The following is a 13,136-nucleotide window of genomic DNA, read 5'->3' as shown; positions in this document are numbered from 1 at the left end:
GCCCTATTCCAACGCTAAATTGGAAGCGACTAATAATCTCATTAAACTCATCAAACGAAATGCCTTTGGTTTTAGGAACTTTGAAAACTTCAAAAAACGGATTTTTATCGCTCTGAATATAAAAATGAAGAGGACATCAATTGTCCTCTCCAGATGTTAGTTTTTATTCAACCCACTACAGTTGACAATGAGCCTAAAAATAAGACAGTAACCTCAGAATAGCTACTGTCTTATCTCTTTTTTTACTTAAAGCCCTTGATATACTTGACAAATGGTAGAAAAGAGCCGAATTATCTATGCCCAAATGATTTTGAAAACAAGTTGTTTAGCTACTGACACCCCTTTTTAGTGACGGTAAAGTTTTTACCATCACTAGCAACCAAAGGGCGCAAGCCCTCAATTTTTCCTCCCAAAATATGTCTAGGATATTGACAGAAATCCAATGTACAAAATGGAATCCTCAGATTGATGTTCCCCATTTGTATTTTAACCAAAAAGTGTTTCTTATCAAAAATAAACTTTCCTGTTCGGATTATATCATAAATAATTTTTTTAAAATACCTTATTGAGACTATCAAAATATACAGGAAATACCGTAGTTAGATAATAATCGAGCATATATTATATCGCAGATAATCTCCCCTCACCCCCTCAAAGAAAGAACATTTACGGGAAAGGTAGCGGCTCTGTATTTAATTCTTTATAGTTCAAAATTTTATCTGAGTAACCATTTTTATAAGCCACTTCATAGAATCTTTTATGACCTAAGCAGGGATAGTTTGGTAAAAATGCCTGAGTTAATTCAGGAATATATGATTTCATTAATTTTATGTACTTGAAATCTTTAGGAGTAAAATCGAAAATAATTGGATCAATCTGATATGTCCCTAAGATCGATTTGAAAACTCCCTCTCCATCACTAGCACGTCCTTTTGTTTCTCTTGTCTTATATTCTACGCCATCTTTTATATACCAATCCAGTTTATGTCGAGTATCTTTTAAACCATAATAAGGTACAATCTCATAAAATAAACGTATATTGTGTACATCAAACTCCTCGGGCTCAAAGCCAAAAAGCTCAATCATTGATCGTGATGAATACCAATTTGGATTATAAAAAAGTAATTTTAGATTCAGTTCACTTTGACCGTATTCTTTAAACGAACTCTCTACAGACTCAATAAGGTCGTCTCCTGACCCTCCACCAGCACAAAATGAAAATTTATCTAAACTATTATCATAGGAAATTGTAGTTATGACTGGGAAATCATGCATATCCATATTATGATACTGTGAACTAATAATTTTGTTTGTTTTCTTTGCTTCAGATAAAATAATTTTGCCATATAAACTCAACCCCTTTAACTGATCATAATTGATTCGTTCGGGTGGAATTTTATTGTACCATCTTAGGTTGATCTAGTCACGTCCAATACATTCGGTGATACCATGGTAGAGTGCTAAAAATTCATTATCATGTAGTGATAAACCTCCACTAGTACTGTAACCAATCTTATCTTCGCCAGATTGTTCAAATGGAAAGAATAGATAGACCAATTATGCTGGAACCCAAATCTCGTTTCCAGAAATCCACTTCTTCCCTCTAACCCACCTTAGCTGACTTTCAATTGTAAATTCCTGATAAAAAACTTCATTATTTTTCAGTTGCTCTTTGGCAAATATTTGTAAATCTTTAGGATTTAATAAGTTGTATTCCTTACTAAGTTCTTTATAACTACCAAAAAGAAAATTCTCTTTATCTTCATAATATGCAAATGAACCTAGAATTCTTTCAAACATTTCTCCTAGTGTCGAAATCAAAATTTTACTAAAGTTATTCCTTTTCCCCCTCCAAAGAGTGACTTAGTTAATTCAGGATTAAAAGAGTCTCGATGAACAATTTTTTGGAGAATATAGTCGATATTTGAATACACTCCCTTACCAATATAACTTGGTAGCTCGCTAACAGAACGAAAATAAGTTGTAACTTTAGTAAAAAGTTCATAGGGACCATAATAACGTTCTAATTCCTCATAAGCTTTATATGTTTCGTAAGTCTCTAAGTAATTATGACTGATATTGCAACTATTTATTATATAAATCTTCATTCATCAACCTCTTCTCTCTGTGCCCACCGCTCTAAATTTTCTAAATTTGAAACAATATACTGTTTGACTTTTTTGGGAATAGGATGTTTAGCAATACTTAAACTCACTTTATTTTGCATCTCCTCTAAAGTTAGTATTTCTGTGAATTCTCCATTCTGAAAACAACTGCTGCAGTAGTTTTCAGAAAAAAACCGTTGTCAAGTGTACTTTTATTTTCTCTGTTCAAAATCTTCCCGCAACTCTGGCACATCTTTTTAATCATCTTTTTTCATCCTTTGTAGATTAATATAACTTTTTAGAGTTGGAACACCCCAACAAAGAATTGGCCACATTGCAAAGAAATTTTTTGGAAAAGAGTAATTTTCATTTAACATAATAACGACTAAGTTAAATATGATAAACAATCCATTAAAAATAATGTAATTCCTTAGGTTTTTAAATACTTTTATTTTATAAGATTTATATTTACTACTTGTGTTCATTTAGTTCTCCTTATTAAAAATACAATTTGAGAGATATCTGATTTTTCACCAAAAATAGAGAAGAATAGTTGAGTTATTAACATAGCAATAACTGCATTTCTATATAAAAATTGGTAATAAAAACAAAATAATAATAGAATTCCTGTCGCTAGTGGCCCTACAATATAAATAATAATCTGCTTTATTGTGGAGAGTGAATGTTCTATCTTAAATTTAACAGAACCACTAAAAGGTAGTAAGCCCATGGATATTTTTGAAAAATCTAAAACTTCTAATTTGCCAATTTGGATTTTAGTTATATTCTGTCCGAAAAGCTTTACTGCTAATGCATGTGAAAATTCATGAATAGCAACACATCCTGTTGCTATTGCCCAAATTGTTATTAATTCTTCATCTTTTTTTCCTAATTTTTATTAAAATACTGAAGCATATAATAGCAATACTAAACCATAAGATATTTATCATAAGTGTATGGAATACAATGGTTTCATTCCAAATACCATCTAAGGTAGAGTACACAATATATGTAGGGGAAAAATAAATAAGTCCCTGCAAAGCTTGTGGTAGGTTTTCTTTGGGTATTACTATTCCTGAGACAAATAATAAAATGAAAAAAATACCTGATAGAATGAGCTGAAGAGTTCTTGCACTATAGTTAAAGGATACAACGAATTTAACAAAGGTAACAAAAACATAATAAGAAACAATCATAAAGAAAGCATATAAACTAACTGAGCCTTTAAATTCAATACCTGAATAATTGAAATATGTATACATACTAACTAGAAGTGTGGAAATAAATAAAAGCAACAAATAAGATATAGACTCAACAATTAATTTCATTGTATTACTAATAGGAAGTAGTTCATTGGCTTCAGAAATACCACTTTCTTTCTGGAGAGCCAAGTCATTACCAACACCCATTAGAGTTAAATTGGATATTAAGAATGCAAGATCAATTGAAACTAGAGAATTATAGTATGTTACCCCTGTTTCTCCATTTGAAGCCGAACCAAAACTATCTCCAAAAACATAAATTAGAATAATTGGAAAAATCAGTGTAAAAAATAAACTAATAGGTTCGCGTATAAACCGCAATAATTCAATTTTTAGATAGATCAAAAATACTTTCATCCTAAATCTCCTCACTGATTGCCAAAAAGTAATAATCTTTAATTGTCAAAGGAAATATTAATTCCTTCTGAATTTCTTTGCAATCCTCCTCAGATAACAATAAATAGGAAGAACCAAAAATATCGACACTTGCTTTGTTAGTTTTTTGAGCTAAATTTGGTGTAGATTTAACTTTGACTAGATTTTTAAATTTATCTAAAAATTCCTTTACATTTCCCTCGAAAACTTTGCCTCTATTTATAATCAATAAATTGTCGCAATTTTCAAAAAAATCTTCTAAATCGTGAGATGATACTAGAATATCAACTCCTTGGGTTCGAAGATAATTTAAAACCTCTATTATTTTAACCTTTATTTCAACGTCAATTCCTGCGGTGGGCTCATCTAATATTATTAAGTCTTTATCTCCGATAAGCGCTAAAAAAAGTGATAATTTCTTCTTTTCACCGCCCGAAAGATTGAATGCATACTTATTAAATAGCCTATTGACTCCTAATATATTTTTTATTTTTTCAATATCATACTTCGAACTAGTACTACCATAAACTTGAGAGTACAATTCAATATATTCTTTAACTTTTACGGATTTAAGGAAACTGTCGTTCTGTAGTTGTAAACCAATTTTCCGTTTTAATTGATTATCTAAGACACCTTTCACAACAGTATTACCATATAGTGCTATCTCCCCTGAATCTGGTCCAATTAGCCCAAGAATTAACTTTATTAAAGTGGATTTCCCTGCCCCATTAGGCCCGGCAAGTAGAGTTACACCTCTCTTACAAGTTATAGTATCATTTTCAAAAATAATTGTTGATTGATATTTTTTATATAAGTGTTTTATATCTAAGTAAACATCATTCATGAGTAATTCCTCCAACTGAAATTCCTAAAAGAGGCAACTCCGTCTGATCTAAGTTAAGATTTTTCGAAACTGCATCGTCAACAAAAGCAGCTATCATACAAGAACCTAATCCAAGATATGTTGATAACAGTGATATATTCTGTGAAAGGATACCACAGTCAATATTTGAAAATCTATAGCCTCTTTCTCCATACTTCCAAAGGAAGCGGTTAATATCTGTGACTACAAAGATATTTATATTTGCATATATAGGGAATTCTGTAGAATAGTTACTAAACAAATCAATTTCTGTAGAACCGACATACAGCTCGACCAAACAATTTTCACTTGGTGAGTAGTAGTAGTAAAGTCCATCCTCTAACTCTGCGACTTTCTTTACATATAGATAAAGATTAAATGGATTTAAACCTCCTGCCGCTGGAGAAAATGGCACAGGATAGTGCTTTTTGTTGTATGCATATTCGCGATATTTCTTAATACCATACGAATAATAAAGTAAGTTACTCAATTTCTCAAATGAAATTTCATTCTTGGCGTAGTCTCTTTTTGACTCTCTCTTTTCCAAAATGTTATATAGATTATCTGTATTAGTAAGGTTTAAATCTATGCGTAATGGAATTCTTTTTAACGACGACGAGAATATCTTCTCCGTATCTGGAGCTTGCTTATTTTTGGCTGCCGTCAGTGTTTTCAAGTCTACATTTTCAAAATGTTTATGGATTTCAATAATTGAATCTTTCATCTCTAGCCTCCCATTAGATAATCACTGGTGTATCTCAAAGATATGTGATAAAATGCGATCAGAATCTTCGTAACCTATTATATTCAACCAATTCAAATCATAAAATTGTTGAATTGCTCTCATTTTTAAAGTATTCTCTGGAATTGAGGATAATAAGCTTTGTAGTAAAAACGAAAGTTGACCAGCTAAAAGCAATGATTTCTGATAAGATTTTTCACCACAAGCTACTGCAAGACGCTTTGGGTTAACAAGGATACAAATCATTTCTTGTAGGGAATCCAAGTAAGCTTGTTCAGGATGAAGTTTTTGGATTTCATTTGAATCGTAGCTATAAATTTTCAAAAATAAATTTTCCTTAAGTAAATAGCGATAAACAATACCGTTTTTTAATAAAATAATATCACAAGCTAATAGCATCTCTTTTGCCATTTCAAAGTTTTTATGTAGAATATCGAAAAGATTTCCAGATGCTAGTTCATTATTTTTCTTCAATATTTCTTCATTGTCACTAAGAATATCTTTTTGCAAACTATAAACAGTAGAATGATACCAATCAATGGTCTCAGCTAAATTCTGGGCTATCATTTCGAGGGAATCATAGTCTGATTTAGAACTTCTTGAAAGTAGAATCTGTTTCTCAAATTGATAGGCATTTCCTAAACGTAAAAAATACTGAGTTTCATTATTCTTTTGTAAGTCAAATGAATCTGGGTAGGGTATTAAAGTTTCTTCCAAATTTAATTTGCTATCTTTAAATTCCATACTAATCTCCTATAAAAAGTCATGAGCTTTTTTATTTTCATTTCGACAACCTAAACAATATGGTTCTGGTAGAATATCAACAATATCATAGCGTAAACTTTCTAAATCAAATAAAAGTGCCCTGTTTTTTGTTTTTAATCGATTTGTAATTAAATAGTCTATAGTAAAATGTATTGAGTAGAAGATCAGTTGGCCTAATAAAAAGTTTGGAATCTGGTAATGCCCCTCTGTGTCGTTTTTATAAGCTAAGTAACTATCTTTATAAAAAAGTGCTGCTTCAAGTTGTACTTCCATTTCGTTATAACAAACTGTTTCATTGAATCACTTCAATTTTAGCACATAATGGTTTTCGAGTTATGATAGTATCACAACCAACCAGATTCTTTCGCGATATTAGCTGCCTCTGTTCGATTACCTGCATCTAGTTTCGAAAGAATATTGGTGACATAGTTTCGAACGGTCCCGTTTGAGAGGTAGAGCTTGTCCGCAATTTCTTGGTTGGACAGCCCCTGCGCAACTCCATGCAAAACAGCGACTTCTTGCTCGGTCAAGGGATTGGGATGAGTCATCATGACTTCCATCAGCTCTGGAGAATATTCCTTGCGCCCCTCTAACACCGTATGCAGGGTTTGCATGAGTTCGGCGATGCTTCGCTCTTTCAAGACATAGGCGTCGACTCCTGCTTTGACCGCTCGTTCAAAATAACCTGGACGTTTAAAGGTTGTAACGATAACCACCTTGGTTTCAGGCACTTCTTGTTTGATCCACTCGAGTGCTTCGAGTCCAGTCTTGACTGGCATTTCGACGTCAAGGATGGCAATATCTACTGCTTCTTTCTCCAAAACCTCGATAGCTTCGGCTCCATTTTTTGCCTGCAAGACAGTCTCTACATCTGGTTGAAAGCTTAAGAGCTGACACATGGCATCTCTCAGCATACTTTGATCTTCTGCGACTAATACTTTCATCTACTTTCTCTCCTTATAAGGCAGATGCACGCGCACCTCTGTGGGATCTTTCAAACTGACCAGCTCTACTTGACCTGAGAAGGCTGCTGCACGGTCACGGACTGTATGGAGTTCATTCCCTTTTACAGTTGCAAATCCTTTCCCGTCATCTCTGACTGTCAGGACCAATTCCTGATCTGTACGTTCCAGTTTTAGATAGGCTTTTTCAGCGCTGGCATGTTTGATGATATTGGTCGCAAGTTCTAGCAAAATCATAGCAGCCGTCGACTCCACATCCTGAGTCAAGCTTGCCTTGTCCAAGTGATTGTCAACTTGAACTTCAATGCCAGCAATCTCAAGCATCTTCTTGACAGTCTCTAGCTCTGAAGCTAGGGTCCGTGATTTCAGATTTTCCACAATGGTTCGCACTTCATTCATGGAATCCTTGCTGATCTGGTGAATTTCTTTTAATTCCTTCTCCACCTGTGGATAAGCCTCCATCTGAAATAACTGCAGGGCCAGATCTGTCTTGACACTCAGCATAGCAAAAGTATGTCCCAGACTATCATGCAAATCCTGACCGATACGACTGCGTTCATTTTCAGCAAGCAATAGATTTATCTGGGCATTTTGCTTGGCCTGAGCTTCTTTCAAATCCTCGACAATGCGAATCCGAACCAAGCCCAATGTCATCAAATCGACAAAAGTAAGAATCCCAAGCTCAAAGGCTACAGCCTCAGTTTCGACTGACTGAAACATCATGAGTTGTCCAACAACAAGAACTTGAGCAAGGAGAAAAGTCCAGACATGCAGAGAACGAAGACTCCGCACCCTGAAATGATAAATTAAGAGATTAGAAAGGTAAAAGAAAAACCAGATATAATTAACAGCAACAAAGGCAGTATTCCCAACTACATAAGTCAGCATGAGGCCCCAATATAGCCAAGATAGGCGCTGGCTCTTAGTTGTTAAAACACCCAAATACGCCACTACAAATAGAATATCAATCAATAAATGCCAGGCAGAAAGCCACCCAGTCACTACAAGTAGGATGGGGAAAATCATAAAAATTAAACTGGCCCAAAACATATAGTGTATGCTTTTCAGTCTTTCAAGCATTAAGCATTCTCCTTATGACCTTGGAGGTAAATAGTCAAACCAAATAAAACTGCTGAAAAAACAAGTAGATAAACTGTGGCTGATAAATTGATGCCACCCTCGTTTAAGAAGGTCTTGATCAATTCCATCAACTGATAGCTTGGTAGACGCTTCCCGATTGCTTGCATCCAGTCTGGAAATAAAGAGACGGGCATCCAGAGTCCACCTAAAACAGCCAAGCCAAAGTAAAGAAGATTGCCTACGACAGACATCAACTGACTAGTTGGTAAGAGAGTCAAGGTCAAACCAAGCGCTACAAAGGCAACACTTCCTACTATCAGCAAGAACGCAGCCCCAATCCAGTTTCCAAGAGACATATCCACCCCTCTTACAAAATGCCCAACTGAGAAAACAACCAGGATTGAGACCAAATAATCAACTATCATACTTGTTATCTTTGATAGATAATATTCTACCATATTTACTGGAGTATGGCGTAATGTTTTCTGCCAGTTGTTGATTTTATCGGTATGTAAAACAACTGGGAATGAAAAGATAGCTGTCGACATCATGGAAAAGGCCGTCATGGAGATGAGGTAGTCGCGCATAAAATTAGCCGGCCCACCTGGTGTATCCTGGTACATGCCTGAAAAGAATAAATAGAAGGCCGTCGGCATTCCTACGGATAATAGATAATAGACTAATTGTCGTTTGGTCAATAGAAATTCTATCTTGTTTAGTGCGATCCATCGTTTCATCTTAGTCATCTCCCTTTTGTGTTTCTTCAAAGATTGTATCTAGCAAGCTACGGTTATTGACTTCAATTTCTTGAATCCTACAGCCTGCCTGTACTAACAGTTCCCAGAAAGCATCCGCTTCACGTGTGACTACTTGCAGGGCATCTTGTTTTTGTGACCAGTTTTCAACCAAGTTAGACTGCTCAATGACTTTCTTGTAAGCCATAGGTAGGATGAAGTGCTTTTCAATCTCTTCACTGCGCATGGCTAGAGGGGTTGTATCACGGATCAACTCTCCCTTATTTAAAACCAAAATCCGGTCCGCTGTATGCTCTACTTCCTCAATATAATGAGACGAATAAAGAATGGTGACTCCCTGCGCTTTTAGGTCCTGAACAATTTCCCAAAAGCGTTGACGGGTTGAAGTATCCATGGCAGCAGTTGGCTCATCTAAAAAGACAAGCTTTGGTCGCCCAATCAAGGTCAAGACAAAAGAGAAGAGACGCTTTTGCCCACCTGACAATTTTTCTGCCAATTGTTCTTTTTGTTGCTGGTCAAACTGCAATAGTTGATCGATTTCCTGGTTGTTCAAGGGATTTGGGTAAATGCTTTGAAAGAAAGCAATCAACTCTTTGACCTTTAATTTCTGAACGATAACATTTTCTTGAGGGAGGTAGGATCTTGTGTAGTCTAACTGAGAACTCGTCACTGGCAAGCCTTGGATGGATACTTGACCGCTGGTGACCAGTTTATCTCCTAGCAAACAGTCCAAGAGTGTGGTCTTTCCAGCACCATTGGGACCAATCAAGGCGACGCATTCACCTTCAGCTACCTTAAAGGAAATATCTTTCAATATAGCCTTACCCTTGATGGTTTTATTTAAGCTTTCTACCTTAATCATGTTCATGATATTCTCCTTTCTGCCACTCCTTTCCCATCGGAAAGGCGATTAAAATCATAAATCCTAGTCCCCAGGCACCACGGATGACTTGGTGAAGGAAGGCTTGGTCAAACCACCCTGTAAACATTTCGACCAACCATACCACTAGTGATAGTCCAATAAAGAGATAGAGAATCGCTTTTTTCATTTTTCAAACTCCTTTTTCACATCTGAGACCAATTTCAAGCTTTCTCGTATCAACCAAGACATGATTCCAAAACTTGCAAATATCTCCCAAGGAAAATGATAAAAGCCTTCATCCAATCCTGAAAACATGAGATAAGTCATGACTCCTGCTGCTACTAAACTCATTGCGACAATTACTTTATCTTTCATTTTTTCTTCCTCCATTTGATACATCTAGTATAATTCTTTGAATGTAGAATCACTAGAAGCTTCTGTCATGAGGAGATATGACAAATGTCACAAAAAAAGATGGAACAGAAATTACTAGATTGGGGCAATTTTCTAGTTCCAATCAACTACCCCGTTAAAAACTCATTACAAACCAAAAAGAGGCTGGGACAAAAGTCCTAGCCTCTAAATTGTTTTTGGATTGTCGAGCAAGACGCAGTGGTTGAGTGGGCTCTACTACGCTGATTTCATCAGCTTTTACAGCCCTACTCAACTGTGCGGAGGTGGGACGACGAAATCGAATTCTAACGAATTACCGATTTCTGTCCCACTCTCTCTTTCATTTTCTATTTAATCTTTATTCCACACTGAAAAGATATGGATACACTGGTTGTTGACCTTGGTGAATTTCTACTTCGACATCTTCGAATTCTTCTGTGATTTCTTGAGCGATTTGGTTAGCTAATTCTTCGCTTCCATCTTCACCGACATAGAAGGTTACAATTTCACTGTCTTCGTCCAACATATGTTTCAAAGTTTCAGTCAAGGTTTGGTGCATATCAGGATTTGATACAAGGATCTTACCATCCACCATACCAAGATTGTCATTTTCATGAATTTCTAGACCATCAATAGTCGTGTCACGAACGGCTGTTGTTACACTACCGCTGACAACATCGCCAAGAGCTGCAGTCATACGCTCTTGGTTTTCTTCGATAGACTTACTTGGATCAAAGGCAAGAAGACTTGTCAAACCTTGAGGAAGAGTACGAGCCTCTACCACTACTGCTGGTTGCTCCAATACTTCGGCTGCAGATTGAGCCGCCATGAAGATGTTTTTGTTGTTTGGCAAGAAGATGATGTTACGAGCATTGACTTTCTCAACGGCCTTTACAAAGTCTTCTGTCGAAGGGTTCATGGTTTGTCCACCTTCGATAACATAATCCACACCTTGAGCACGGAAGATATTTGCCAACCCTTGTCCAGCTACTACAGCGATAAGAGCATATTCTTTTTCTTCAGCTGGCTTGCTGACTTGAGCGGCTTCTTTCTCAACCTGTGCTTCGTGTTGGTTACGCATATTGTCAACTTTTACCTTGACCAAGCTACCATATTTGAGACCTTCTTGCATAACAAGTCCTGGATCTTCTGTATGGACGTGAACTTTTACGATTTCATCATCATTGACAACAAGCAATGAATCTCCAAGGTCGTTCAAGTAGTTACGGAATTCTTCGTAGTCAAACTCTTTAGCGTACGTTGGACCTTGTTTAAGGGCAACCATGATTTCTGTACAGTATCCAAAGGTAATGTCTTCTGTTGCCACATGTCCAGCTACTGACTTGTGGTGTTCAGCATTGATCATCTCACCCATATTAGCTGGAGTCGCTACAAAGTCTTCAGACGCACTGTATTCACCAGTAAGAGCTGAAAGGAAGCCTTCATAGATGAAGACCAAACCTTGACCACCTGAGTCCACAACTCCAACTTCCTTCAAGACTGGAAGCATGTCTGGAGTCTTAGCAAGAGCTATTTTAGCACCTTCCAAGGCTGCGCGCATGACTTCAACAGCGTCATCTGTTTGCTCAGCTTTTTTCTTAGCACCGATAGCAGCACCACGAGAAACTGTCAAAATCGTTCCTTCAACTGGCTTCATAACAGCCTTGTAGGCTACTTCAACACCAGATTGGAAGGCAAAGGCTAGGTCTTTTCCTGTTAACTCTTCTTTGGTTTTGATGGCTTGCGAAAATCCGCGGAAAAGCTGAGAAGTGATAACTCCAGAGTTCCCACGCGCACCCATCAAGAGACCTTTAGCCAAGATACTTGCAGCCTCACCAACAGTTGAAGCTGGTTTGTCTGCTACTTCTTTGGCACCATTTTCGATAGTCATTCCCATATTTGTTCCTGTATCTCCATCTGGAACTGGGAAGACGTTCAATGAGTTGACATATTCGGCTTGCTTGTTCAAACGAGTTGATGCAGCCTGTACCATTTCTTGAAATAAGCTTGTAGTAATATTTGACACGATTATTCTCCTACAACTTTGATATTTTGAATGTAGACATTTACAGTTTGAGCAGTGATGCCAAGTTGGTTTTCCAAACTAAAACGTACACGCTCTTGGATGTTTTTTGACACTTCGCTAATCTTAGTTCCATAGCTCAACACGGTATATACATCAACTGCAATGCTACCATCTTCGGCCGCTTTTACAACGACACCTTTAGAATAATTTTCCTTCCCAAGAAGGGATTGGAAATTATCTTTGAGGGCTTTCTTACTAGCCATACCGACCACACCAAAAATCTCAGTTGCTGCACCGCCTACAACGGTAGCAATCACTTCATCTGTTAGTTCGATTTGACCATCTTTTGTATTAATTTTTACAGTCATCCTTTTTACCTCAACTAGTTGATACTCTATTTTATCATATTTCAGCCCAAGTGTAAAAGCAGAATACTGTATTGGCGGATATTTGCTCCTTTGACAAGTGATTTTGTACTTAGAGCAAAAGAAAAAGACCTGATGGCCTTTTACTCTTTATTAAACGCGTTCAACTTTACCTGATTTCAAAGCACGAGCTGAAGCCCAAACTTTTTTAGGTTTACCATCGATAAGTACAGTAACTTTTTGAAGGTTTGGTTTTACGGCACGTTTTGTTTGGTTCATCGCGTGTGAACGGTTGTTTCCTGATACAGTCTTACGACCTGTAAAGTAACATACTTTAGCCATTTGTGTTTTCCTCCTATTAGATCTAATATAGCGGATGTGCTAGCACCACATACTGTACTATGTTATCACACTTTCTCTTTTTTGGCAAGGGGATTGGAAGATTTTTTTATTTAGATAACTTCTCAAAGTAACTTCCACTTGTCTGACCAAAGTGGAAGTTAGTCTAAAACGGATTTTTATGGTGGAATTAAGTATGAGACGTTTGAGTTAGAAATGAGGTCTACTATGACAAAACATAAA

Annotated in this window: 19 protein-coding genes and 1 pseudogene; 1 reads left to right on the top strand and 19 read right to left on the bottom strand. The window is 36.4% G+C overall.

Features of this window, described 5'->3' with window-relative positions; all coding sequences use genetic code 11:
* The coding region (locus QM959_RS09200; protein ID WP_414372833.1) for a transposase at nt 1-160 on the top strand (160 nt) is incomplete at its 5' end.
* Nucleotides 161-666: 506 nt separating this feature from the next.
* Here QM959_RS09200 and QM959_RS09195 read toward each other — a convergent pair.
* From QM959_RS09195 to rpmB, 19 genes and pseudogenes are all read right to left on the bottom strand, one after another.
* Nucleotides 667-1,356, bottom strand: coding sequence for a hypothetical protein (locus QM959_RS09195; RefSeq protein ID WP_414372830.1), 690 nt, complete (start codon nt 1,354-1,356; stop codon nt 667-669).
* A 201-nt stretch (nt 1,357-1,557) separates the two neighbouring features.
* Nucleotides 1,558-1,800, bottom strand: a complete 243-nt coding sequence (locus QM959_RS09190) for a YcaO-like family protein (RefSeq protein WP_414372829.1) — start codon at nt 1,798-1,800, stop codon at nt 1,558-1,560.
* A 17-nt stretch (nt 1,801-1,817) separates the two neighbouring features.
* On the bottom strand, nt 1,818-2,108 hold the full coding sequence (locus QM959_RS09185; RefSeq protein WP_414372828.1) for a hypothetical protein: 291 nt from the start codon (nt 2,106-2,108) through the stop codon (nt 1,818-1,820).
* Nucleotides 2,105-2,284: pseudogene (locus tag QM959_RS09180) on the bottom strand (zinc ribbon domain-containing protein); the annotation flags it as partial. The gene QM959_RS09185 and the pseudogene QM959_RS09180, both read right to left, overlap by 4 nt.
* A 302-nt stretch (nt 2,285-2,586) precedes the next feature.
* Nucleotides 2,587-2,958, bottom strand: coding sequence for a site-2 protease family protein (locus QM959_RS09175; RefSeq protein WP_414372832.1), 372 nt, complete (start codon nt 2,956-2,958; stop codon nt 2,587-2,589).
* Between the two features lie 22 nt (nt 2,959-2,980).
* Entirely contained in the window at nt 2,981-3,724 is a 744-nt protein-coding gene (locus QM959_RS09170; RefSeq protein ID WP_414372827.1) for an ABC transporter permease, read from the bottom strand.
* 1 nt (nt 3,725) lies between these two features.
* The gene (locus QM959_RS09165; RefSeq protein ID WP_414372826.1) at nt 3,726-4,586 is read right to left on the bottom strand and encodes an ABC transporter ATP-binding protein; all 861 of its coding nucleotides are present in this window, start codon (nt 4,584-4,586) and stop codon (nt 3,726-3,728) included.
* Nucleotides 4,579-5,328 carry a SagB/ThcOx family dehydrogenase gene (locus QM959_RS09160; protein WP_414372825.1) on the bottom strand — a complete coding sequence of 250 codons (750 nt, stop codon included), beginning with the start codon at nt 5,326-5,328 and terminating at the stop codon, nt 4,579-4,581. The genes QM959_RS09165 and QM959_RS09160 overlap by 8 nt, the downstream gene beginning before the upstream one ends.
* Nucleotides 5,329-5,349: 21 nt before the next feature.
* Nucleotides 5,350-6,090 carry a hypothetical protein gene (locus QM959_RS09155; RefSeq protein ID WP_172925390.1) on the bottom strand — a complete coding sequence of 247 codons (741 nt, stop codon included), beginning with the start codon at nt 6,088-6,090 and terminating at the stop codon, nt 5,350-5,352.
* A gap of 9 nt (nt 6,091-6,099) precedes the next feature.
* The gene (locus tag QM959_RS09150) at nt 6,100-6,384 is read right to left on the bottom strand and encodes a hypothetical protein (RefSeq protein ID WP_414372824.1); all 285 of its coding nucleotides are present in this window, start codon (nt 6,382-6,384) and stop codon (nt 6,100-6,102) included.
* A 71-nt stretch (nt 6,385-6,455) separates the two neighbouring features.
* A complete protein-coding gene (locus tag QM959_RS09145) occupies nt 6,456-7,055 on the bottom strand; it encodes a response regulator transcription factor (protein WP_414372823.1) in 600 nt (199 codons plus the stop codon).
* Nucleotides 7,056-8,153 carry a sensor histidine kinase gene (locus QM959_RS09140; protein WP_414372822.1) on the bottom strand — a complete coding sequence of 366 codons (1,098 nt, stop codon included), beginning with the start codon at nt 8,151-8,153 and terminating at the stop codon, nt 7,056-7,058. It abuts the gene before it with no gap.
* Nucleotides 8,153-8,890, bottom strand: a complete 738-nt coding sequence (locus QM959_RS09135; RefSeq protein ID WP_414372821.1) for an ABC transporter permease — start codon at nt 8,888-8,890, stop codon at nt 8,153-8,155. Before QM959_RS09135 ends, QM959_RS09140 begins: the two co-directional genes overlap by 1 nt.
* A 1-nt stretch (nt 8,891) precedes the next feature.
* Nucleotides 8,892-9,776, bottom strand: a complete 885-nt coding sequence (locus QM959_RS09130) for an ABC transporter ATP-binding protein (RefSeq protein ID WP_414372819.1) — start codon at nt 9,774-9,776, stop codon at nt 8,892-8,894.
* Entirely contained in the window at nt 9,763-9,957 is a 195-nt protein-coding gene (locus QM959_RS09125) for a hypothetical protein (protein ID WP_414372817.1), read from the bottom strand. Before QM959_RS09125 ends, QM959_RS09130 begins: the two co-directional genes overlap by 14 nt.
* Nucleotides 9,954-10,160, bottom strand: coding sequence for a hypothetical protein (locus QM959_RS09120; protein WP_414372831.1), 207 nt, complete (start codon nt 10,158-10,160; stop codon nt 9,954-9,956). Before QM959_RS09120 ends, QM959_RS09125 begins: the two co-directional genes overlap by 4 nt.
* Before the next feature lie 361 nt (nt 10,161-10,521).
* On the bottom strand, nt 10,522-12,189 hold the full coding sequence (locus QM959_RS09115) for a DAK2 domain-containing protein (RefSeq protein WP_414372815.1): 1,668 nt from the start codon (nt 12,187-12,189) through the stop codon (nt 10,522-10,524).
* 2 nt (nt 12,190-12,191) lie between these two features.
* On the bottom strand, nt 12,192-12,557 hold the full coding sequence (locus tag QM959_RS09110) for an Asp23/Gls24 family envelope stress response protein (RefSeq protein ID WP_414372813.1): 366 nt from the start codon (nt 12,555-12,557) through the stop codon (nt 12,192-12,194).
* Nucleotides 12,558-12,707: 150 nt separating this feature from the next.
* Nucleotides 12,708-12,896 carry a 50S ribosomal protein L28 gene (gene rpmB / locus QM959_RS09105; protein WP_001140948.1) on the bottom strand — a complete coding sequence of 63 codons (189 nt, stop codon included), beginning with the start codon at nt 12,894-12,896 and terminating at the stop codon, nt 12,708-12,710.
* Between the last annotated feature and the right edge of the window lie 240 nt (nt 12,897-13,136).

The organism is Streptococcus mitis, from assembly GCF_047459985.1.
GTDB lineage: Bacteria > Bacillota > Bacilli > Lactobacillales > Streptococcaceae > Streptococcus > Streptococcus mitis_DZ.
Note: the sequence above shows the minus strand (reverse complement) of the source record. Positions and strands in the feature narration are given on the sequence as shown.